The organism is Acinetobacter sp. YH12235 (assembly GCF_013417705.1).
Classification (GTDB): Bacteria; Pseudomonadota; Gammaproteobacteria; order Pseudomonadales; family Moraxellaceae; genus Acinetobacter.
In genome coordinates, this window is the sequence record NZ_VPDL01000025.1 from 26081 (window position 1) to 48788 (window position 22708).

23 protein-coding genes and 1 pseudogene are annotated in these 22708 nt (G+C 43.7%); 16 read left to right on the plus strand and 8 right to left on the minus strand.

The features are described 5' to 3' along the window. Positions 1-204 precede the first annotated feature (204 nt). Complete coding sequence (locus FTV13_RS12430; RefSeq protein ID WP_180012183.1) at positions 205-1329, minus strand: CaiB/BaiF CoA-transferase family protein; 1125 nt, start codon at positions 1327-1329, stop codon at positions 205-207. A 213-nt stretch (positions 1330-1542) separates the two neighbouring features. Here FTV13_RS12430 and FTV13_RS12435 point away from each other — a divergent pair, with 213 nt between their 5' ends. From FTV13_RS12435 to FTV13_RS12450, 4 genes are all read left to right on the plus strand, one after another. Further along, on the plus strand, positions 1543-2553 hold the full coding sequence (locus tag FTV13_RS12435; RefSeq protein WP_180012185.1) for an AraC family transcriptional regulator: 1011 nt from the start codon (positions 1543-1545) through the stop codon (positions 2551-2553). A gap of 223 nt (positions 2554-2776) precedes the next feature. Beyond that, positions 2777-3982, plus strand: coding sequence for an acetyl-CoA C-acetyltransferase (locus FTV13_RS12440; RefSeq protein ID WP_180012187.1), 1206 nt, complete (start codon positions 2777-2779; stop codon positions 3980-3982). A 10-nt stretch (positions 3983-3992) separates the two neighbouring features. Beyond that, positions 3993-6125, plus strand: coding sequence for a 3-hydroxyacyl-CoA dehydrogenase NAD-binding domain-containing protein (locus FTV13_RS12445; RefSeq protein ID WP_180012189.1), 2133 nt, complete (start codon positions 3993-3995; stop codon positions 6123-6125). Positions 6126-6287: 162 nt separating this feature from the next. Next, complete coding sequence (locus FTV13_RS12450) at positions 6288-6641, plus strand: hypothetical protein (protein ID WP_034705429.1); 354 nt, start codon at positions 6288-6290, stop codon at positions 6639-6641. A gap of 53 nt (positions 6642-6694) precedes the next feature. Here the strand turns inward: FTV13_RS12450 and FTV13_RS12455 are convergent, their stop codons facing one another. Then, positions 6695-7132: a GNAT family N-acetyltransferase gene (locus FTV13_RS12455; RefSeq protein WP_180012191.1), complete on the minus strand. Its 438-nt coding sequence runs from the start codon at positions 7130-7132 to the stop codon at positions 6695-6697. Continuing rightward, a pseudogene (locus FTV13_RS12460) lies at positions 7126-8346 on the minus strand (SAM-dependent methyltransferase). Before FTV13_RS12460 ends, FTV13_RS12455 begins: the two are co-directional and overlap by 7 nt. Positions 8347-8447: 101 nt before the next feature. On the opposite strand from FTV13_RS12460, the gene FTV13_RS12465 reads away from it, so the two are divergent. The 3 genes from FTV13_RS12465 to FTV13_RS12475 all read left to right on the plus strand — a co-directional run bounded on the left by FTV13_RS12465 (position 8448) and on the right by FTV13_RS12475 (position 11108). After that, complete coding sequence (locus FTV13_RS12465) at positions 8448-9092, plus strand: hemolysin III family protein (protein ID WP_180012193.1); 645 nt, start codon at positions 8448-8450, stop codon at positions 9090-9092. Positions 9093-9234: 142 nt separating this feature from the next. Next, positions 9235-10551, plus strand: a complete 1317-nt coding sequence (locus FTV13_RS12470) for an MFS transporter (protein WP_180003873.1) — start codon at positions 9235-9237, stop codon at positions 10549-10551. Between the two features lie 143 nt (positions 10552-10694). Then, positions 10695-11108: a hypothetical protein gene (locus tag FTV13_RS12475; protein ID WP_180012195.1), complete on the plus strand. Its 414-nt coding sequence runs from the start codon at positions 10695-10697 to the stop codon at positions 11106-11108. A gap of 24 nt (positions 11109-11132) precedes the next feature. Here FTV13_RS12475 and FTV13_RS12480 read toward each other — a convergent pair whose 3' ends face one another. Next, the gene (locus tag FTV13_RS12480) at positions 11133-12143 is read right to left on the minus strand and encodes a metallophosphoesterase (protein ID WP_179993349.1); all 1011 of its coding nucleotides are present in this window, start codon (positions 12141-12143) and stop codon (positions 11133-11135) included. A 101-nt stretch (positions 12144-12244) separates the two neighbouring features. Here FTV13_RS12480 and FTV13_RS12485 point away from each other — a divergent pair, with 101 nt between their 5' ends. Then, positions 12245-13879, plus strand: coding sequence for a phospholipase D family protein (locus FTV13_RS12485; RefSeq protein WP_179993348.1), 1635 nt, complete (start codon positions 12245-12247; stop codon positions 13877-13879). A gap of 35 nt (positions 13880-13914) precedes the next feature. On the opposite strand, the gene FTV13_RS12490 is transcribed toward FTV13_RS12485, so the two are convergent. After that, on the minus strand, positions 13915-14724 hold the full coding sequence (locus tag FTV13_RS12490) for a 1-acyl-sn-glycerol-3-phosphate acyltransferase (protein ID WP_159123662.1): 810 nt from the start codon (positions 14722-14724) through the stop codon (positions 13915-13917). A gap of 189 nt (positions 14725-14913) precedes the next feature. On the opposite strand from FTV13_RS12490, the gene FTV13_RS15790 reads away from it, so the two are divergent. From FTV13_RS15790 to FTV13_RS12525, 8 genes are all read left to right on the plus strand, one after another. Continuing rightward, a complete protein-coding gene (locus tag FTV13_RS15790) occupies positions 14914-15045 on the plus strand; it encodes a hypothetical protein (protein WP_004785224.1) in 132 nt (43 codons plus the stop codon). Between the two features lie 76 nt (positions 15046-15121). Further along, positions 15122-16462: a ribosome rescue GTPase HflX gene (gene hflX, locus FTV13_RS12495; RefSeq protein ID WP_166139222.1), complete on the plus strand. Its 1341-nt coding sequence runs from the start codon at positions 15122-15124 to the stop codon at positions 16460-16462. A gap of 34 nt (positions 16463-16496) precedes the next feature. Further along, complete coding sequence (locus tag FTV13_RS12500; protein WP_034704120.1) at positions 16497-16868, plus strand: hypothetical protein; 372 nt, start codon at positions 16497-16499, stop codon at positions 16866-16868. A gap of 9 nt (positions 16869-16877) precedes the next feature. Then, complete coding sequence (locus FTV13_RS12505) at positions 16878-17552, plus strand: LrgB family protein (RefSeq protein WP_159123660.1); 675 nt, start codon at positions 16878-16880, stop codon at positions 17550-17552. Positions 17553-17639: 87 nt separating this feature from the next. Continuing rightward, positions 17640-18086: a DUF2147 domain-containing protein gene (locus tag FTV13_RS12510; RefSeq protein WP_179993346.1), complete on the plus strand. Its 447-nt coding sequence runs from the start codon at positions 17640-17642 to the stop codon at positions 18084-18086. 166 nt (positions 18087-18252) lie between these two features. Continuing rightward, positions 18253-18423 carry a hypothetical protein gene (locus tag FTV13_RS12515; protein ID WP_159123658.1) on the plus strand — a complete coding sequence of 57 codons (171 nt, stop codon included), beginning with the start codon at positions 18253-18255 and terminating at the stop codon, positions 18421-18423. 60 nt (positions 18424-18483) lie between these two features. After that, positions 18484-18933 carry a DUF2147 domain-containing protein gene (locus FTV13_RS12520; protein ID WP_004785238.1) on the plus strand — a complete coding sequence of 150 codons (450 nt, stop codon included), beginning with the start codon at positions 18484-18486 and terminating at the stop codon, positions 18931-18933. Between the two features lie 141 nt (positions 18934-19074). Further along, the gene (locus FTV13_RS12525) at positions 19075-19521 is read left to right on the plus strand and encodes a DUF2147 domain-containing protein (protein WP_034704141.1); all 447 of its coding nucleotides are present in this window, start codon (positions 19075-19077) and stop codon (positions 19519-19521) included. A 56-nt stretch (positions 19522-19577) separates the two neighbouring features. Here the strand turns inward: FTV13_RS12525 and FTV13_RS12530 are convergent, their stop codons facing one another. From FTV13_RS12530 to pdxA, 3 genes are read right to left on the minus strand one after another with little or no spacing between them, the layout of a single operon-like run. Continuing rightward, on the minus strand, positions 19578-20423 hold the full coding sequence (locus tag FTV13_RS12530) for a symmetrical bis(5'-nucleosyl)-tetraphosphatase (protein WP_180012196.1): 846 nt from the start codon (positions 20421-20423) through the stop codon (positions 19578-19580). Between the two features lie 5 nt (positions 20424-20428). Then, positions 20429-21241 (minus strand): 16S rRNA (adenine(1518)-N(6)/adenine(1519)-N(6))-dimethyltransferase RsmA, encoded by an 813-nt coding sequence (gene rsmA, locus FTV13_RS12535; RefSeq protein WP_159123656.1) that lies wholly within the window; start codon positions 21239-21241, stop codon positions 20429-20431. Positions 21242-21271: 30 nt separating this feature from the next. Next, positions 21272-22240 carry a 4-hydroxythreonine-4-phosphate dehydrogenase PdxA gene (gene pdxA, locus FTV13_RS12540; protein ID WP_218946470.1) on the minus strand — a complete coding sequence of 323 codons (969 nt, stop codon included), beginning with the start codon at positions 22238-22240 and terminating at the stop codon, positions 21272-21274. Between the last annotated feature and the right edge of the window lie 468 nt (positions 22241-22708).

A 22708-nucleotide genomic window follows, 5' to 3' on the forward strand; every position in this document is an offset into this window, starting at 1 on the left:
TTATATCGTCGGCAAGGATAACGACATTGAATCTATCAATAAAATGCTTTTTATACATATTTCATAGCGATTTTATTGATAAGCCTAGCAAACTTTCAATGATATAAAGCTTTAGATCAGCTTCTTCTGATTTTTAACGTGAATGATTTATTTTTTAAATCTTTAGCAGTTTTTTTCATAAACCAAAATGAGAAAGTCGCTCAATTACCACTCTTTGGTTTCGCCTAAAGCCTGACCAATAAATTGATATCGCATAGTTGATCTTGAAAACTTGATCGGGCAAGCCAGTTGAGCTTCGGTTTGCTCCCGCTGATCAGCTTTAACTGGCACCTGCACCACCCATTCACGTTGCTGCGCCAGCTCAGAATGCAGGGCTTCATCAAGCTTCAATACAGGTTCAACACAGAAATCTGCCTGAGAAAATAAGGCTTGCCAGTGAGATAGAGGTTGGACAATGATTTTATCGCGAATCGCCTGTTTCACTAAAGCATGATCTTCAGGTGCAAAAGAAGCACCTTTTTCCAGAAGAATCGGCAAATCCAGCAATTGTGCCAGACCTTGCATGAATTGAGGCTCCAGACTGCCTATTGATAGATAGCGATTATCCTGAGTTTGATAATAGTCATAAAAGGTACCACCATTTAAGTAACCTGATTCTATCTGCTGATGCTGATTACCCGCCAGACTAGCAGAAGCTGCCATATTATTTAATGTCGCCGCGCAATCGGTCATGGAAATATCAATATATTGTCCCTGACCACTGCTCTGCCGCTCAATCACCGCTGCCAGAATGGCAACCAGTGCATGCATAGAACCGCCCGCGACATCAGCAATCTGGATTCCCATTGCCGGTGGGCCGCTTTCAATCCGGCCACTATGTCCAGCAATCCCAGATAAAGCCAAATAGTTAATGTCATGCCCTGCCCGATCTTTATATAGACCCGTTTGGCCATAACCGGTAATCGAGCAATAAATTAAGCGTGGGTTGAGCGCACTGAGCGTTGGATAATCCAGACCAAGCCGTTGCATCACACCTGGACGAAATTGTTCTACAATAATGTCATAATCTGCAATTCGGGATTTAATCTGTTCAATATGTTCGGGATTCTTTAAATCCAGTGCGACAGAATGTTTGTTTCGGTTCAGATAATTATGCATTGTGGCCTGTCCATGTGCAAAAGGTGGCATTAAACGCACCAGATCAGGACGTGTGGGTGATTCAATATGCACAACTTCTGCACCCATGTCTGCAAGATATAATGTGGCAAATGGACCGGGCAATAATGTAGAAAAATCTAATATTTTCAAACCTTTTAATGCATATGACATTGGAGTTATTACTCTATTTATATCGCTTTTTGTCTCATCATAAGAACATAAATGTCCAAAAACAATGTCATGTTCAGCCATTTACCTTGATAGTTTCGGCAATTTAACATGTAAGAAAATGGTAATTGGATTCTTGTAAATTGCCATTGATTTTTTATTTTTTGTCATTTAGGTCAAATATTAGTGAACATTAAAGAGACTGAAGGATTAAACATGAGTCGTGATACGATCAGTATCCATTTCGTCAATGCAGCCTTATACGGCGTTAAGCGCCTGGGCATGGATGTCGATACTTTATTGTCTCACGTTGGGATTGAAGCCGAGCTTCTGCATCAGCCGAAGGCCCGTATTTCGCCTGAACAATATACCCGTTTTATCAAGATGCTCTGGATGGTGACCCAGGACGAACATGTCGGCTTTGACAAACAGCCGCGTCGTCTGGGCACTTTCGCGATCATGTGTCAGCTGATTATCCATGCCAAAACGCTGGGCGATGCACTCGAGCTTTCTTCTCAATTCTACAAACTCTTTGGTGATGACTGGTCTGTAACCCTGGAACGTGACAAGCATGAAGCGCGCCTGGTTCCCCTGATCCCAAATTCGATGGATCCGGAACACTTTATTACTGAAAGTATGTTGATGATCTGGCATGGTCTGGCATCGTGGTTAATTGAACGTCGTCTGCCGCTGGAACGTGTACATTTCAGCTACCCTCGCCCTGAGCATGCAGATGAATACGATGCGCTGTTCTTTGCACCTGTGATGCAATTCGATATGCCGCGTACTGAAATTACCTTTGCAGCGGATTATCTGGATTTGCCAATTCGCCAGAATGAAGAAACGCTGGAAGAATTCCTGAAAGCAGCACCTGCTCAACTTCTAGTTAAATTTAAAAATACCAACTCGCTGACTTCGCGGATCCGGGATGTATTGAAGAGCCAGATCGGTGAAGAAATGCCGACCTTGAATGATGTCGCATCAATGCTCTACCTTTCTCCACAAACCTTGCGTCGCCGTCTGGCTGCTGAAGGCAAGAGCTATCAGGGCGTGAAAGATGCACTGCGCCGTGATGCCGCAATTCACTTATTGCTTAATCCGGATCTGACTCTGGAAGATGTTGCACAACAGGTCGGCTTTAGTGAAACCAGTACTTTCCACCGTGCTTTCAAAAAATGGACAGGGGTAACACCAGGCCTATACCGTCAGTTACACGGTTACCATTAAAAACCTTGCTCTAAAAATGTATACTTGAAAAGTATCGTTTATTAAGCGCTACAAGCCCCTAGCCCAAGCTCCAGACTTGGGCTTTTTTATACCCGCTTTTTATTCATCAAGACTGACCAAATTGCTCAAATGATCTGGTCCGTTCTCGTCATTGCACTTCAAGATTTAATCATTACACTCGAAGCATTAGAACAATTTCAGTAAAGCAAGAAAAGGATATTGTATGAGCGAGGCCTATATTATTGATGCCATTCGCACGCCACGCGGAAAGGGAAAAAAAGACGGATCATTACATGAAGTTAAACCAATTAGTTTACTGACTACGCTCTTAAATGAACTGAAAGAACGCCATAACCTGGATACATCTCAGGTGGATGATATTGTGCTGGGCTGTGTGACTCCAATCGGTGATCAGGGTGCAGACATTGCCAAAACTGCTGCAATTGCCGCAGGCTGGGACAATGATGTGGCTGGCGTTCAGATCAACCGTTTCTGTGCTTCGGGTCTGGAAGCTGTAAATCTGGCAGCACAAAAAGTTCGTTCAGGCTGGGAAGATCTGGTCGTTGCGGGTGGTGTTGAATCCATGTCTCGCGTTCCGATGGGTTCTGATGGCGGCCCGTGGGCATTAGATCCTGAAACCAATATGGCTTGCGATTTTATTCCACAAGGCATAGGGGCTGACCTGATCGCGACCATTGATGGTTATAGTCGTGCAGATGTAGATCAATTCGCCGAGCAATCACAAAAGAAAGCGGCAGCAGCCCAAGCGAATGGTTATTTTGATAAATCTATTATTCCAGTGAAAGATAAAGCTGGCGTCGTGATTCTAGACAAAGATGAATTCATTAAACCGACAACAACTGCAGAAGGCTTAAGTGCATTAAAGCCAAGTTTTGCAACGATGGGCCAGATAGGCTTTGATGCCATCGCTCTACAGAAATATCCGGAAGTAGGCTCTGTAAACCATGTACACCATGCGGGTAATTCTTCAGGCATTGTGGATGGTGCAGCAGTCGTATTACTTGCCTCCGAACAGGCAGTGCAACAGCAAAATCTCAAGCCACGCGCCAAAGTACTGGCAACGGCACTGGTTGGTGCCGATCCAACCATTATGCTGACCGGCCCTGCCCCGGCTGCACGTAAGGCTTTAGCCAAAGCTGGACTCACCATTGATGACATCGATCTGTTTGAAGTCAATGAAGCTTTCGCTGCTGTGATGATGCGCTTTATCAATGAAATGAAAGTTGATCCTGCCAAAGTCAATGTTAATGGTGGTGCCATTGCCATGGGACATCCACTCGGTGCGACCGGCGCCATGATTCTAGGCACTTTACTGGATGAACTGGAACGTCAAGGTAAGAAACGTGGACTGGCTACCCTGTGTGTGGGTGGTGGTATGGGCATCGCAACCATTATTGAGTTGGTATAAGGAGATCAGCATGAGCGCAATTCAATATCAAAAAACTGAAGATCACATTGTCATTCTGACCTTTGATTCTCCGAACCAGTCCGCCAATACCATGAATGCCGACTTTCGCGCGACTCTGGAAGAAGTCGTTGCCCAGTTACAAGCAGATGAACAGATCGCCGGGATTATTTTCCGATCAGCAAAAAAAACATTCTTTGCTGGCGGTGATCTAGATGAGTTAATTCAGGCGACGCCTGAACATGCCACCGAATTCTTCAATATGATTGAAGACATGAAAGCCAAACTGCGTTATATCGAAACGCGTGGTATTCCAGTAGTGGCAGCTTTAAATGGTACAGCCTTAGGCGGTGGTTGGGAAATTGCTTTATGTGCCCATCATCGTATTGCGCTGAATGATGCCAAAACCAAGTTTGGTTTACCTGAAGTCACTTTAGGCTTGCTGCCAGGCGGTGGCGGTATTGTCCGCATGGTTCGTCTGCTAGGCCTGCAAAATGCCTTACCTTTGCTGATGGAAGGCAAACAGTTCGGTGTAGAGAAAGCCAAGTCTTTGGGACTGGTGCATGACACAGCCGACTCACTGGATGAGTTACTAGATAAATCTATAGCCTGGATTAAACAACATCCGCAATCTCAACAGCCTTTCGATGTAAAAGGCTACAAAATTCCGGGAGGCTCTCCTTCTTCGCCTGCCGTTGCACAGATGCTGGCCATTGCTCCTGCGATGTTGCGTGATAAAACCAAGGGTTGTTATCCAGCACCAGAATCTATTCTCTCCGCTGCGGTTGAAGGTGCTCAGGTTGATGTCGATACTGCGCTAAGAATTGAGTCGCGTTATTTCACCTATCTCGCTACCGGCCAGATTTCCAAGAACATGATCGGTACATTCTGGCATGGCATGAATGCCATCAAGTCGGGTGCCAGCCGTCCTAAAGACTTTACGCCATGGAAAGCCACTAAAGTAGGTATTTTGGGTGCAGGCATGATGGGTGCTGGTATTGCCTATGTCACTGCCAGTAAAGGCATTCAGGTGGTGCTGAAGGATATTTCGGTCGAAGCTGCGGAAAAAGGCAAAGCGTATAGCCAGAAATTACTGGATAAAAAAGTGGCTCAAGGCCGCTTAACAGCCGAAAAACGTGACCAGATTTTAGCTCTGATCCATGCTACTGCGAGCATGGCAGATTTAGCAGGTTGTGACCTGATTATTGAAGCAGTATTTGAAAATCAGGAACTCAAAGCCAAAGTTACTCAGGAAGCAGAGCAATATTTATCAGCCAACGGTGTAATGGCATCCAATACCTCAACTCTACCCATCAGTGACCTAGCTCAAGCCTCTCAGAATCAGGCAAATTTTATCGGTCTGCATTTCTTTAGCCCAGTCGACAAAATGCAACTGGTCGAGATCATTAAGGGGAAAAATACTTCAGCAGAAACACTGGCCAAGGCATTTGACTATGTGCAGCAGATTGGCAAGCTACCGATTGTAGTGAATGACAGCCGTGGCTTCTTTACTAGCCGTGTCTTTGGCACCTTTGTACAGGAAGGATTACGTTTGCTTGCCGAAGGTGTGCATCCAGCTCGTATTGAAATGGCTGCGCTGAAAGCCGGTATGCCAGTCGGACCACTTGCTATTCAGGATGAAGTCTCTCTGACGCTTTCTGAGCATGTAGCTGCAGAAAGCCGTAAGGCTCTGGCTACACAAGGCAAAGAACGTCCAAGCACCGATGCGGATGCCGTGATTCAAACCATGATTCATGAGTTTAACCGTAAAGGCAAAGCTGCTGGTGCAGGTTTTTATGACTATCCTGAAGGGGGCAAAAAGCAGCTATGGTCTGGCTTGGAGCATTGGTATAAAGAAGTGGATATTTCTGAACAGGAAATGATAGACCGCTTCCTGTTTGTTCAAGCCCTCGATACTGTGCGCTGTCTGGAAGAAGGTGTGCTGGAGTCAGTGGTCGATGCGAATATCGGGTCAATCTTTGGAATTGGTTTTGCCGCCTGGACGGGAGGTGCTGTGCAGTTCTTGAACCAGTATGGTTTAACCAAGGCCTTGAATCGTACTGAAATCTTGGAACGTAAATATGGCGAACGTTTCAAAGCGCCACAGTTACTCAAACAGAAAGTTGCTGAAGGCCAGCGTTTTTAAAACCTGAGTCTAAAAAGAGGAGCTTAGCTCCTCTTTTTTTATTTCAACGCTATAGAATTTCTAAGTTTGATATTCTCTCTAAATGACACATTTTGATCTGCTTTCCAGGCAATTTATGTTATAAAGTTACATGAGTTAGACATCCACGATGGGTACATGCATATGACTGATCACAGTTCACCTGAAAAATCACCTTGGGGTTGGAAAGCACTGATTATCTTCTGTATTTTAGGTGGATTATTCATGTTGTTTTTCTGGCTTGCGGTCAGTAATGAACCAGACTACATGCCAAGCCAGCAAAAGAAAGAAAATACCCAGCAGCATGCATTTAAGAATGCACCTGCGATGTCTCCAGAAGCTTTAGCCAAAGCACAGGCTGACCGTGAAGCTCGTCAGGCGACCTCTTCATCTCATCAGACTCATGAGACGAGCGTGGAAGAGCACAATATGTCTGCTGAAGAACATGCACAGATGGACAATGCTAGCCATGACGAAAATACCACTCATGGCCACTAAGCAGTTCCAAGATCAAATTTAAAAAAGCGAGGTTTTCCTCGCTTTTTTATTTTTTAGTCTTTTAAGCTGAGATACATATCTATATGTGGAATGCCACAATCCAGATATTCTTCACCCTGCACGTCAAAACCCAAGTTCTGATAAAAGCCAATCGCATGTACCTGTGAAGAAAGCTTTAGGAATTCACGTTGCTCTGTCTTGGCCTGATCAATCACAGCCTGCATGATATTTTGGCCGATACCCGTACCACGTGCCGACTGCAACACAGCTACACGACCAATACTGTGATTTTTTAATAAGCGTGCAGTTGCAACGGGTTGATCCTGTAAATAAGCCACAAAATGCGTAGAGATTGCATCCTCAGCATCCCATTCATCTTCGGGAGCAATTTGCTGTTCCTGAATAAAAACGGCTTCACGTATCACTCTGGCATCTTGGGCTAACTCCTCCCAGCTACCTGACATGATTTTAAGATTTTTATTGTTTAGCATTTAGAACCAATTCCCTGCTGATCCCACTGGTTATTCAATAACAATTCCAGTGAATGTTTTTGAATCCCATACATCTCTTTCAATGCCTGAATCTGGGCGAGAACAGCCTGATCGGGCTGTCCATAATCCTTCCGTTTGGTCGCCAGAATCATTTTATTTTTACTGGTGTGTTCTAGGGCCACAAATTCAAAGACCTTGGTTTCATACCCATACGCCTTAAGCAATAAGGCACGAATGGTATCCGTCAGCATTTCGGCTTGCTGCCCAGCATGGATGCCAAACTGCAACATTGGTGACAGCACTTTCGGACTCTGTAATTGCGGTCTTAACTCTTTATGACAGCATGGAGCACACATGATGATCTGTGCATTCAAGCGAATACCGCTATGGATTGCAAAATCGGTCGCCACATCACAGGCATGCAGAGCGATCATCACATCGAGACGTTCCGGTTCATAGGTACGCACATCGCCCTGGAAGAAATCCAGCTGGCTAAAACCAGATTGCTGCGCGACATTCTGACAGAACTCGACCATTTTCGGATTCAGCTCTACGCCGGTGACATACGGCGTCTGACCATGTTTTTGCATATAATCATATAGCGCACAGGTTAAATATCCCTTACCTGAACCAAAATCAACGATACGTAATCCTTGTTCCTGTGGCTGGATTTATGCCAGTGCGCCTGAGAAAATCTCGACAAATTTATTAATCTGTTTCCACTTACGCGCCATGCTCGGAATGATCTGGCCTTGCTGATCGGTGATTCCTAAATGCTGTAGGAATACACTGTCCTGATCGACATAACGCTGTTTAACCCGGTCATGGCCCTGCTCGGCTTTTGTCTTTGTAGAGGCAGGTTTAGCTTTACTTCGTGTCAGCATGGCCTTTTTCTTGTTTTTCTTCAGCTGCAATTCTTCCTGATCGGTAAACAGGTTAGCTTGCTTGCAACAGGCCAATAATTCCGTTACTTGAGTCAAGGCTTCATTCAAAGGATAGTTTTTGGTGACATCCTGAGTCTTGTATCGATAGACACAGCTCAAAACCTTCTGTTCATTGAGCGAAATGACTCTAAAGGTCATTTTCTCCAATTGTTCAAGTTCACCTTTATACTGACTTAAGATCAGACGATCAAAATGATCAGTTTCAAAGGCTTGCTGAAAAGCCTCCAAGAACTGTTGTTCCTGAACCGAGAGAGAAGTCGATGTCGACATAAGAAAAACCTGATATGAATTGCTGCTCAAGTTTAATTGTTCTTAACTTAAAAGCAAAATTGAATTATTATACAAGTGTATATTTAAAAAGAATGACAACCATGCAGAATGCTCCCCTAGTTCCAGATTATGATCACAATGAGGAACGGATTAATTATATTAGTCATGGCCTCGGTGCTGCACTGGCTTTAATTGCCGGTATTTTATTGATTATTAAAGGCTCTTATTTGAGTACCGGACAATGGATTGGCCTTTGGGTCTATGCTTTCAGCATGATTCTGCTGTTTTCCGCTTCGATGCTCTACCATATGTCTACTGCTGCTGACCGACGCTATTTTTACAAAAAAGTTGATCATACGGCAATTTACTACCTGATTGCAGGTACCTATACCCCGTTTCTATCGATTGCGATTCCAACAGCCAAAGCCCAGTATTTACTGATTGCCTTATGGGTGATTGCTGTACTGGGAACACTATTCAAGTTCATTTTCATCAACCGTTTCCAGAAACTTTCTTTGGTCGCTTATCTGGTCATGGGATGGCTGGCATTACTGGTTATGGACGATATGCAGCAGCACTTAAGTGCTCAATCTTTAACCTTTCTGATCATTGGTGGCTTAGCATACACTGTAGGTGCATTGTTTTACGCTTTAAAAAGAGTAAGATATACCCACGCTATCTGGCACATTTTTGTATTGATAGGCGCAGGATCACATTTTCTGTCTATTTATCTTTACGTGATTTAATCATCTCATTTCTCCATTTCAGTGACCCTGAGCGAGTTGAAACGAGAAGATTGCAGTTGTTTTTTTAAAAAATTACGCCTTTTTTAAAAAGATTACGCTTTTAAAACTAAGTTTTTTATTTTTAGTAAGTGTAAGGTTATTCATGGCGTCTTCAGATTCTATCGCTGTAACAGAAACTACAGCAACCAATTCAAAATTTCGTGTTTTAACAGCAAGTTTAGTAGGCACTACAATCGAGTTCTTTGATTTCTATATTTATGCCACAGCTGCCGTTATTATTTTCCCTTATCTGTTCTTCCCTACAAGTACAGATCCTATGACTGCGACTATTCAGTCGCTGGCAACCTTTGCGATTGCCTTTATTGCCCGTCCAATCGGTGCTGCACTGTTTGGTCATCTGGGAGACCGGATCGGACGTAAAGCGACACTGGTCGCTGCTTTACTGACCATGGGTCTTTCTACCGTTGCCATTGGTTTATTGCCAACTTATGCACAAATCGGTATTGCTGCGCCATTATTATTAGCTCTTTGTCGTTTAGGCCAAGGCCTTGGTTTGGGTGGTGAATGGTCAGGTGCGGTTCTACTGGCAACTGAAAATGCGCCAGAAGGTAAACGTGCCTGGTACGGTATGTTCCCGCAACTTGGTGCACCAATTGGCTTCATTCTGGCAACAGGCTCATTCTTGACACTTGGCGCATTCATGTCTGAAGCAGAGTTCATGCAATGGGGCTGGCGTATTCCATTTATCTCTAGTGCGCTACTGGTGATTATGGGTTTATGGATTCGCTTGAAACTGCATGAAACCCCTGCATTCCAGAACGTGTTGAAAAAGCAGAAAGAAGTGAATGTACCCTTCTTCGAAGTATTCAAAAAGCATTCTAAAATGCTGGTATTGGGTACCATCGCTGCGATCTGTACATTCGTGGTGTTCTACCTGACCACTGTATTCGCATTGCAATGGGGTACCAAACAGCTCGGCTATACACGTGAAGAATTCCTTCAATTGCAATTAGTTGCAACTCTGTGCTTTGCCGCGTTCATTCCACTTTCAGCAGTTCTTGCAGAAAAATTCGGTCGTAAGACAACTTCAATCGCGGTATGTGTGGTCTCTGCTATTTTCGGTATCTTCTTTGCCGACATGCTTGAATCAGGCAGTACGCTGGTTGTGTTCTTCTTCTTATGTATCGGCCTAGCGATCATGGGTCTAACTTATGGTCCGATTGGTACTGTATTGTCTGAAATCTTCCCGACTTCAGTACGTTATACCGGTTCTGCACTGACCTTTAACCTGGCGGGTATTTTTGGTGCATCTTTCGCACCATTGATTGCAACCAAACTGGCAACAACGTATGGCTTGTCTGCAGTAGGTTATTACCTCACAGCAGCCTCTATCCTGTCATTGCTTGCATTCTTGCTGATCCGTGAAACTAAAAATGATGATGTAAACAATCAGATCTAAAGATCTTGACAGATTAAGTCATCTCAATCAAAGCCAGCAGTTCATGCTGGCTTTTTTTATGATTTCACAACAAAAACTTGCTACTTCTTTGCGGATATTTCGGGAACAATCAAATAAATAAAGCCAAAGAATGAGGCAGAGTAATGCAGGATCTTATTGAGCAACTTACTCAAGAACAGCTGGTAGATATTGTGATTCTGCTAGAGGATGATAAAAAACTGGACGCCATTCGCTATATCCGGACGCATACAGCTTTAGATGAATCACAGGCGATACAGGTCATTGATGAAATTGTCAGAGAGCATGATCTGGCGCTTAATCGAGACAATAAAGGCAATATCGGCCCACGCTTTACTGATGATGCTGATGAAAATATTCCGGTGGTAACTACATCTTTGGAAGTTCCAGATCATCCCAACCTTAGCATCGCTAAAGATACTGAGGTGGCTGCACAGCAAGTCGGCAAACGTGTGCCCGGCCGTGAGATTGAAAAGAAAATCTGGATCACCGCAGCCGTTATTTTACTGATTATTATTGTGCTCTGGCTACTGCTTTAACAGCAGCGAATGAATCAGTTTTTTTTAGACCAATTCGATAATATCAATGGTTGGTGGTACGCGAAAACGAAATGGTACCCCTACCATGCCCGTTCCCACGGTCACAAATACATCTGCATGCTCATGCCGGTACAAGCCTTTTTTATGGCCCAGAATGGAAACCTTTTTCATCACATAATCCGTCAGCCAGGGTAACTCGACCTGCCCACCATGCGTATGTCCAGAAAGCATCAATGGTCGTGTTGGCAATTTCGGCACCATATCCACGGTATCTGGATTATGCGACAGAATCACCCAAGGCTTGTCTTGAGGCAGATCCGGCATTGCGCGCATATCGGTTTTTCCAGCCCAAAGATCCCCTACCCCTAACAGACGAAATTCATCAAACTCGACAATCTGCCCTTCAATATCCATGACCTGATTCACTTCCAGCGCATAACGAAGCAATTCCTGAATCGGAGGGCCAGGATACTGTTCATCATGATTCCCTGTCACCGAATATACCGGCGCATGAATTTCCTTTAAGACAGCCAGCTCCTGTGCCAGTTTATTTTCCGGTTCATAGGTCCAGTCCCCTGCAACCACCACCAAGTCCGGTTTCAGATGGTTCAGCTTATGTACAATCTGTCTTAACTGGCGTTCATGTCCAGAAAACAGACCAATATGTAAATCTGCAATCAGGGCAATCCGTACCGGTTTTTTAAGTTTCTGTTGAGGATTGATTTGATAAGGCGTGGTTTTAACCCGAATCAAATGCGGCTCGATAAACCGTGCATAACTGAGTACGGCACTAATCACGAAAATAAAAATAGACTCATGAATCGAATAGTAGCCCATCCATCCTGCATAAATACTGAAGAACACCAGCGGAATCAGCAAATAGGCCAGATAGAAAGCCAGCAGGTGACAAAATGCTTTAAAGGGATGAATGGTTTCTGTACGCGACTGACTCGACCAGGCCTGATAAACTGCCCAAACGGCAAGAATGGCCATGCCTAGATAAAAATAAAAAAGTACGGAACTGGTATCCCACATAGATTTGCCTTGTCGAGTCGAGGAGCTGATTAGTGGCTTTATATTTATCTTTTCATAGCTGGCAATTATACTCAATCCAAATTTTTCAGTCTTTGATGTTTATGGTAAATGCTCCCCACGCTTCCGCTCATTCAAAACCCTCTGGCTTATCAAAAGCTTACCGCTATAAAGCTGGCATTTTACTGAGCTGCAGCCTGGTACTCGGCATTCCTGCTTGCAGTACGCTGCCTCCGCAAACTGAACAGCCTAGCCGGATGGCATTTGAAACGGATACATCGCAAACCAGTCTGGCCCAGATTGTTGAACCTTTACGTCGGCAGAATATTGGCCTGACCGGTTATCACGTGTTACCAGATCCGCTCGAAGCACTCGCTGCACGTATCCAGCTGATTAATAAAGCGGAACGCAGTCTGGATCTGCAATATTATATCTGGGATAACGACCGTATTGGTGCACTGGCTCTGCATGCCCTCATTCAGGCAGCAGACCGTGGCGTAAAAGTCCGTCTACTAATGGATGATAACAATGCCAAGAAAATGGAAGGTATTTATCTGGCGCTGGACCAGCACCAGAATATTGAGGTCAAACTGTATAACCCCTACCGTTTCCGTAAATACCGTGCCATGGATATGCTGCTGGATCTAAAACGGATCAACCGCCGCATGCACAACAAAAGCTTTATTGCCGATAACCAGATTGCCCTGATTGGTGGCCGTAATATGAGTAACCAGTATTATAACGTCAGTGACAGTTATCAGTTCTCTGATGTAGATGTGATGTTGGTCGGTGCCGCTTCTGATGAAATCATTCATTCTTTTGATGAATACTGGAATGATGATTATGCCTACCCGGTGCGGCAGATCGTTAATCCTCGCCATCACACGCTACGCTACCCGAGCCTGAAACAGCAGCTGGAAGAATATAGCCATGATACTGCAATCCAGAATTACCTGAATCTGGCCAATCGTTCTCAGGCTTTCGATAAATGGCTGGAACACAATATTCAGCTTGATTGGGTAGAAGCTGAAGTCGTTAAAGACCCACCAAGTAAAATCAAGTCAAAGGCTAAAACTGAAGATCACTTGAACTTCCAGTTACTACAGCATCTGGAAAAACCGGAAGAGAGTGTGGATATTGTGTCGGCCTATTTTGTACCGGAAAAACAGGGTGCAGAACGTCTCAAGAAACTGGCTTCAGAAGATGTCAAAGTCCGAGTACTGACCAATTCCTATAAGGCCAATGACGTGCCGCTGGTCCATGCCTTTTATGCTAAATATCGTCAGGAATTGCTGGAAAATGATGTAAAGCTCTATGAGTTTTTGGCCGCGCCAGATGCCGACAACCTGAATGCCAATACTGAAGAGCTGGCACAAAAAGCGAAGGTCAGCTTAAAAGGCCTGAGCCGTTCCAGCCTGCATGCCAAACTGATGGCCATTGACCAGAAACAGGTATTTATCGGTTCTTTTAATTTCGATCCGCGTTCAGCTTATTTGAATACTGAAATTGGCGTATTGCTAAATAGTCCTAATCTGGCCCGTGCAGTACACGAAACCATGGACAAGAATTTAAGCAAGTATGCCTATAAGTTGGTTCTAGATGCCAACCAGAACATTAACTGGAAAATCCACAATGCCAAAGGTGAAACAAAGACCTTTAAAAAAGAGCCAGGAATGAAGTGGTATCAAAAAGCCTCAATAAAATTCCTGTCAATCCTCCCGATCGAAGGTTTTATGTAATGAATATCTCTGAGTATTTCTAATAAAAAAGCCTCTTAATGAGGCTTTTTTAATACTTTGGCTTGCAACCTTTGCAAACCCTCCAGCATATTTTCATGTACTAATGCAGTCAGGCTTTCTACTGTATGCCCTTCAGTCGAAATTGCTGGTAAGGCCATCAGATGAGCTGTCACTTTAGGCATTTCCAGAACATTCTGTACATGTTTGGCAAAACTGATGTTCCCAATAAAAGGCGCCACCATATCCAGTTCACCCTGCTGATTCACATAACAGATCAGACAGATTTGTACCGGACGTTGCGCTTCAATCGCTGCACCCAGAATACGTCCATAAATTTTTTTAATTGAGCGTCCATCAGATGTGGTCGCCTCAGGAAAAAATAGAACTGGAATATTCTGTTTCAGGAAGCCGGTAATCTGTTCACGGATTCTGACCGAATCTCCTGAACCACGCTTGATAAATAAGGTGCCACCACCTTTAGCCAGCTTGCCTAGAATTGGCCAATTTTCAATTTCAGCTTTGGCCAGAAAAAACACTCGCGCGCCTGAACCCAAAACGGCGATATCCAGCCAGGACACATGATTGCTCACCCATAATGCCGGCTCACGTGGAATCACGCCATGGACCTGAACCTCAATATTAAATACCTTGCACAACTGGCGACAGAAATACTGCACATATCGGGTATTGTTCGGATTATTCGGATCTTTATACAAACCATGACGGTAAACCAGATAAAACCCCTGGCTGATGGCTGCTAATGCAGAAGTCGTTTTTCTTGTATAAAGAAAGAATTTTGCAAAACCTTGTATCTCAGGTGATTGATTTTGTACAGTCGAGTTCATAAAAAGATCACTAAATCCTAAACAAGATACAGGGAATATCCACGAATTAAACCCATTTTATACTGTTCATGTCCAACTTGCATTGATAATAAAAAACGACCAAGTACATCTATATTTTCAATTTAAATTCATTAAATGAATTAAATAAAATAAATCAATCGAAATATTAGATTAAAAAGGATGCTCATCATGCAAGATGAAACAGTGAAATCAGCTGAGATGATTCGGCCCTTAAAAGTATTGAGCTATATCTTGGGTGGTACCCTGTTATATACGGCGCTGCTCGTAACACTTGCACAACTGTTTGTCACGGCACTCTAAAACAAAGCCCGCTATTTCAGTATCTGTAAAGTTCATTTTCAACTAAAATGAAGTTTTCAACTGGAGATTGGCCTGAGTGGAATATTTTGAGCAACATCAGGGAAAAGAACGCGTCATACTGGTCAGTGTGAGCGTACAAATGCTGGATGACCTTGATGCTGAAGAGTTTCATCTGTTAGCTCAATCTGCAAATGCCGAAATTCTGGAACATCTCTTTGTTCAACGCTTAAAACCGGATGCCAAATTTTTTGTGGGTTCAGGAAAAGCAGAAGAAATTGCTGAACGGGTCAAAGAATTGGATGCCAATCTGGTCATTTTCGATCATGCGCTGACACCTGCCCAAGCACGTAACCTTGAAAATGTGGTGCATTGCCGGGTGGTTGATCGTACCGAACTCATCCTCGATATTTTTGCACAGCGTGCCCGTACCTATGAAGGGAAACTGCAAGTTGAACTGGCACAATTACAGCATCTGTCTTCACGACTGGTTCGTAGCCGTACCAATCTGGATAGCCAGAAAGGCGGGATCGGTCTGCGTGGTCCGGGTGAAACCCTGCTAGAAACAGATCGCCGTTTATTGCGTATCCGCATGGGGCAGCTTAAAGCTAAAATAGAAAAAGTTCGCCAAACCCGTATTCAGGGCCGTGTTGCACGCCAAAAAGCGGCTGTTCCAACCGTGTCTTTAGTAGGTTATACCAATGCGGGAAAATCTACCTTATTCAATATTCTGGCCGATAGCGATGTTTATGCAGCAGACCAACTATTTGCGACTCTGGATCCAACTTTAAGACGCCTGCAATGGGACGGCGTCGGTAATCTGGTACTGGCAGATACGGTAGGCTTTGTGCGTAATCTTTCGCATTCACTGGTCGAATCTTTTAAAGCAACTCTGGAAGAAACCGTTGAAGCCACCCTGCTTTTGCATGTGATTGATTCCAGCAGTCCGGAAATGCTTGAACAAATTGAAGCCGTTGAAAAGGTGCTCAAGGAAATTGGTGCCGACGTCCCGGTGTTACGAGTTTATAATAAAATCGACTGTAGCGGTGAAGATGCCAAAATCATTTATCGCCAGCCCGGTCAGCCTGAACGGGTCTATGTTTCAGCACATAGTGGTGAAGGTCTGGATCTGTTACGCAAAGCCGTGCATGAAGCATTAATGGGTCAGATTCAGCACTTTGAACTGGTATTGAAACCTGCCTATGGCAAACTGCGCAATCAACTTTATGCGCTGAACGTGATTCAGTCTGAACATTATGATGATGAAGGTCAGTTACATATCGATGTACGGATTGCACCTCCGAAGCTGGAACAGTTGATCAAACAGGCTCATTTACCGATAGAAGAAATTCTGGGATCTCAAGCACTTCAATTCCAGCGTCCACTTGAAGAGTTTGAAATCCAGCGTAAGATCGAGTAAAACTTGATAAGTAAACTTTTAAATGACATCACCAATGAACTGGATAAAACATATTGACTGGCCAGCATGGATCAGCACTCTCCTCTTAATTATTGTATTTCGTGAAGCTTCAGTCTGGCTAATGACCCAGCTAGATCATCCTGAATTGGGCAACCTGGTCGGACTCATCAGCCTGCTAGTCACCTTATTTGCCTGGCGCTATTTTGGCAAAATTCCAGCGCGTCTGGTGGATACTAATAACAAGCTGATGAAAGAAAGTGCCTTCGCTTTTTTACCGATTAGTGCAGGCGCGCTAATTATGTTGATGCATATGGGACAAAAAATTCCGGCCTTTATGCTGGTGTTATGCCTGAGTACTCTGCTCCCTCTTTGGATCTACGCCAAAATGGCAAAACGCTGGTTATAGGAGTCGCACATGTTTTCTGTTCTTTATGGCTTTGCGATTACCTTAATTGCTTATCTGCTTGCCAAACCCTGCAATCGTGTTATTCCGCAAATTCCTGTGATTGTGTTTAGCATGTTCCTGGTGCTGGTGATTTTATTGGTGCTGGGTATTCCTTATGAGCATTATATGGATGAGGTCAATCCACTGTTTAACCATTTGCTTGGTTATGTCACAGTTGCACTGGCGATTCCGCTAGCCGCCATGCGTTATGATGACCTGCCACTGAAAGCTATTGTCGGAATTCTGGTTTTTGCCAGTATCAGTGCGGTCGCCTTACCGATGGGTCTCGCCTATTTACTACATATGTCTTCTGGCGACATCATGGCCTTTGCCACCCGTGCAGTCACGACACCAATTGCAATTAATATTGCGACCTTACTGGAGGCACCTGTTAGTCTGGCCATTCTGATCGTCATTTTGTCTGGCGTAATTGGTGCAGCATTTTCACCATTTATTTTACGACATATCAATGATGAGCGTGCTTCAGGTCTGGCTCTAGGTCTAGCAGCACATGCGATTGGTACAGCTCAAGCCTGGCAGCGTGGCAGTGTTGCCGGACGTTATGCTACGTTTGGCATGGCAGTGAATGCCGTTTTTACTGCGATCTGGTTGCCAACTTTTATACTTTATCTGCAAAAAATGTGACTCATCAATCAATATTTAACGTTTGTTTCTGAATGAAACTATTCTTACTATAGGGAAATAAAGAATTTTTCACTCAGGAACAGACCTATGAAAAAGGTTCAATTATTATCCTTTTTAGCCCTGACCTTTTTCAGTCATCTGGCTTTCGCTTCCGATATTTCAGGCACCTGGAGAAGTATTGACGATAAAACAGGATCAGCTAAAGCGATTCTGGAAATTCGTGAAACTTCAAATGGTGTTTATACTGCCAAAATTACCAAGATTACGCCTCGTCCTGGCTATACACCGCGCGAAACCTGTGTTTCCTGCCCTGCACCTTATACCAATAAACCGATTCTTGGTCTGGATGTACTCACCGGCTTAAAGGATGCAGGCAATAATAATTTCTCTCAAGGTAAATTGATTGACCCTTTATCCGGCAATATTTACAACACCAAAGCTAAATTAAGTGCCAATGGCAAACGTCTAATCCTACGTGGTTATGTAGGTGTTTCAGCCTTGGGACGCAGCCAGACTTGGATTAAACAAGATTAATTCATGACTTAGTGCACAGAAGCTTGCATTTTCATGCATTAAGTTGTATCAATATTAGACAGATGCTTTTTTTATACAATATAAAACATGCATATAAATATTAGATTCATTTGCTTTAACAGGCTTAGCATCAAACGGATTTTGATGCGCAATATAAGGAGATAGAATGCAAGACATTACCATGTTAAAGATCTTACTGAATTTCTCTGCTTTTACTGAAAATTCAGTAACAAAGCAATTAACATCGACAGGTTTCTGTCATGGGGAATCAACAGGCTTAAAGCAGATTGACCGAGCGATCTGCAACGCTCATTACTCTAAAATCAACCAAAATTAAAAAACCACACGCTTGTGTTTGGGATAGTTTGTTTCATCTATGAAAAAAGGATAAATATAAATGAATAAATCTAAATTAGGATTAATGCTCATTGCTACATTCATGACTGGGACCATTTATGCACAAGACTTGACCGGGACATGGCAACAAATCGATGATAAGACTGGTTCACCCAAAGCACTGATTGAAATCCGTCAGGACAGCAATGGTACTTATGCCGGCAAAATTGTCAAAGTAACGCCTCGTCCAGGTTATACCCCACAAAAAACCTGTAATAAATGTCCTGCTCCTTATACCAATCAGCCGATCTTGGGGATGGACGTACTGACAGGTTTAAAACAGGTCGGTGATAGCGTGAATTATGAAAAAGGTCGTGTGATTGATCCATTGGCAGGTAAAATTTACGATGCCAAGGTTCGTCTAAGCAGCAACGGCAAACGTTTAACCCTACGTGGTTATGTGGGTGTTTCTGCTTTAGGCCGTAGCCAGACCTGGATCCGTCAGGAATAAGTTCACACTTTTTCTCAAAGCTGCCAAACAGGCAGCTTTTTTTATAAATTTAATTCCATGATTTTTAATTATTTATTGACTATTTGTGCAATCTTCCTAACATGTGCGGGCAATAATGAAAAGTTCTTTGGAATGATGGATATGTTAAAGAAGATACTCCTTGCCACATTGACTACAGGATTCATGATGAACCTGTGGGCTCAAGATATTAGCGGAACCTGGCAGCAGATTGATGATAAAACTGGAGCAGCAAAAGCCATCATTGTCATCGAAAAAGAAGCAAATAATACTTACTCAGGCAAGATTGCGAAAATCACGCCACGTCCAGGTTATACACCACGCGAAAAATGTAATAAATGCCCAGCCCCTTATACCGATCAACCGATTTTAGGCATGACTATTCTAAAAGGCCTGAAACACGTTGAAGGCACCAAAAATTATGAAAAAGGTCGTGTCATTGATCCATTGGCAGGTAAAATTTATGATGCCAAGGTTCGTCTAAACAATACCGGCAAGCGTTTAACGCTACGTGCCAGTGTGGGTGTTTCAGTTCTGGGCCGCAACCAGACCTGGATTCGCGCAGACTAATCATCAGCACAATAAAAAAGCCACGTTCAACGTGGCTTTTTTGAGCTTTAAATATTTTAAAATACCGGATTATCGACGGCAAACATTTGCTGGTCTTCCAGTCGATAAGCCATCAGCTGATTACCCCAGACACAACCACCATCGACATTCTGAATTCGCTCAGAAATGGTTTTACCCTGTAAGGCAGCCCAATGCCCAAATACAATTTGATGGGTTGCGGCAGTTTTCGATTCAAATTCAAACCAGGGCTTAAAGCCTTCCGGCATTGGATCATTCAGAGAGTCTTTAAAACTGTATTCTAAACGTCCTTCTGTATCGGTTAAACGCATCCGGGTCAGGTAATTCACGATACAGCGTGTACGCTCATGACCTTCTAATTCATCTGACCAGAGTGTAGGCTCTTTCCCAAACATTTCCTTTAAGAAAGTATCCACCACCTCAAAATCATCATGGGCAATAATGGCTTCTACTTCTTTAGCCAATTCAGCCGTCTTGGCTGCATCCCAGATATTGGGAATACCGGCATGGGTCAGTACCGTCTGTTCATTCGGAAACAGACACATCGGCTGTTTACGGATCCAGTCAATTAACTCATCACTGTCGATCGCATCAATCACATCACGGACATTATCCTTGTCTTTAATCGGCTTAATACCGCGTGCATAAGCCAGCAAAGTCAGGTCATGATTACCCAGCACTGTTGCCGCCACGCCATTATCGACAAGCTTTTTAATGAAGCGTAATGCACCCAGCGAGTTTTCCCCTCTAGCCACCAGATCACCAGCAAACCAGACAAAGTCCTGATCAGGATCAAAACGGATTTCTTTCAGCAGTGCCTTCAAGGCTTCAAAACAGCCTTGTACATCACCAATCACATAATTGTATCGAACAGTGCGGGTCATTATTTTTAAGCTACCATTTGATCAGATAAAGCCACAAATTGGGCAAGTGTAAGTGTCTCTGGACGTGCCATTGGATCCACACCTGCCTTTTCAAAACCATCTTCAACCAGCATCCCTTTCAGGCTATTACGCAAAGTCTTACGGCGCTGGGTAAATACATGCGATACCAGACGAGCCAAAGCTTTTTCATTTTTTGCCACGATCGGTTTTACATCATATGGCTCCAAACGGAACACGGCAGAAGTCACTTTTGGTGGCGGATTAAAAGAACCTGGCGGCACTTCAAACAGAAAAGTCGGTTTGCAGTAATACTGGATCATCACCGACAAACGACCATATTCTTTGGTGTTCGGCGAAGCTGTAATACGATCGACCACCTCTTTTTGTAGCATGAAATGCATGTCTTTCACTTTGTCACCAAATTCCAGGAGATGGAACAACAGTGGTGTCGAAATGTTATAAGGCAGGTTTCCGACTACACGTAGCGGACGACCTTCTTCAAACAAATTGGTGAAATCGTATTTCAGTGCGTCTGTTTCAATAATGGTTAAACGTTCAGGATGCGGCACACGACCCGGCAAACCAGCGGCCAAGTCACGGTCCAGCTCAAGTACGGTCAAGGCATCACATTCACCAATTAAAGGAGATGTCAAAGCAGCCAGACCCGGACCAATTTCAACAATATTTTCGCCTGCACGCGGATTTACGGAACGCACAATTTTGGCAATGACACGTTGGTCATGTAAGAAGTTTTGACCAAAACGCTTACGCGTGTGATGCCCTTCATCTTTTGGGTTTAAGGCATTAATCTGATACATAGACATTTCCAACGTGTAATAAAGACGAGATCATTGACGCGCTAAATCCAGCGCCAAATCCACAGCCACATGTAAGCTTGAGCTTTTCGCAAGGCCTGTACCTGCGAGGGAGAGTGCTGTGCCGTGATCGACAGAAGTTCGGATAAACGGTAAGCCCAAAGTAATATTGATGGCTTCACCAAAGCCCTGAGATTTTAACACAGGTAAGCCCTGATCGTGATACATCGCCAGAACAGCATCGGCATCTTTCAAGTTTTCAGGAGTAAATAAAGTATCTGCAGGCAAGCTCAGGCTCATATTGATACCTTGAGTACGGTAAGTCTCCAGTACTGGATTGATGACTTCAATCTCTTCCATCCCCAGATAACCGCCCTCACCTGCATGTGGGTTTAAACCACAGACCAGAATATGCGGATGTTCAATTTTGAATTTGGATTTCAGGTCGTGAATCAGGATATTAATCACCTGATGCAGGCGTTCCGGAGTAATCGCATCAGCAACTGCACGAAGTGGAAGATGTGTGGTTGCTAAAGCCACGCGCAAGGTTTTGGTTGCTAACATCATCACCACACGCGGTACACCTGCGAATTCCTGGTAATACTCGGTATGACCGCTAAAATGGATGCCTGCATCGTTAATTACCGACTTTTGCACTGGTGCAGTCGCTACACCCACGCTTTTATTCGTCATAGCATATTCAGCTGAACGACGTAGCTGCTCCAGTACATAAGCGGCATTATGGCTATTCAGCTGTCCTAGTACTACCGGCTCTTTTAAAGGCACGTGCTCGACATAAAGCTGACCTTTTTCTGAAGAAGTCGTTTGCCCTGTATATTCAATCAGTTCAACCAGAAGTTTTAACTGCTGCGCCCGTTGACGGAGCATTTCCAGATCGGCAAGTACCACCAATGGACGTTCATCAATACGATCCGCCAAACTCAGGCAGATATCTGGACCAATTCCGGCAGGTTCACCACTGGTAATATATAAAGGCAGCATGACTTTCTTCTGTATTATCAATTGTCCTTATTTTAGTACAAATTTCACAGGGAAAGTTCTAGATAAAGGTTTAGATGATGTTTATTCAAATAATACTGTACCTTTCTCATTATATTAAAGAGAGATAAAACCGGACTGACATCAATGAACCCTATAAAGAGTTTCAGGCAATCATCTCAATACTCGACATGTTTAGCTTTTGGCATTTTCAGGGAGGATTACCTCCAGTTTAGAAAGCAAACCTAAGCAGAATCGAAGACGGGCCATTTGTTCAAGAAATACATATTAAAAAACAAGTGAATCCATTCATACAAAGATGTACCCCTAGTCTTAGGTCCGTTTTATTATTTAATGATTAATCATATGTGTTTATAGGCTAAAAATCCTACTGGTCATTTATTGAAAGACGTTGTAAAATACAGCGCTTGAAATTTTATATTTTCATTGTGGTTCTCCCGGCTTTCGGGT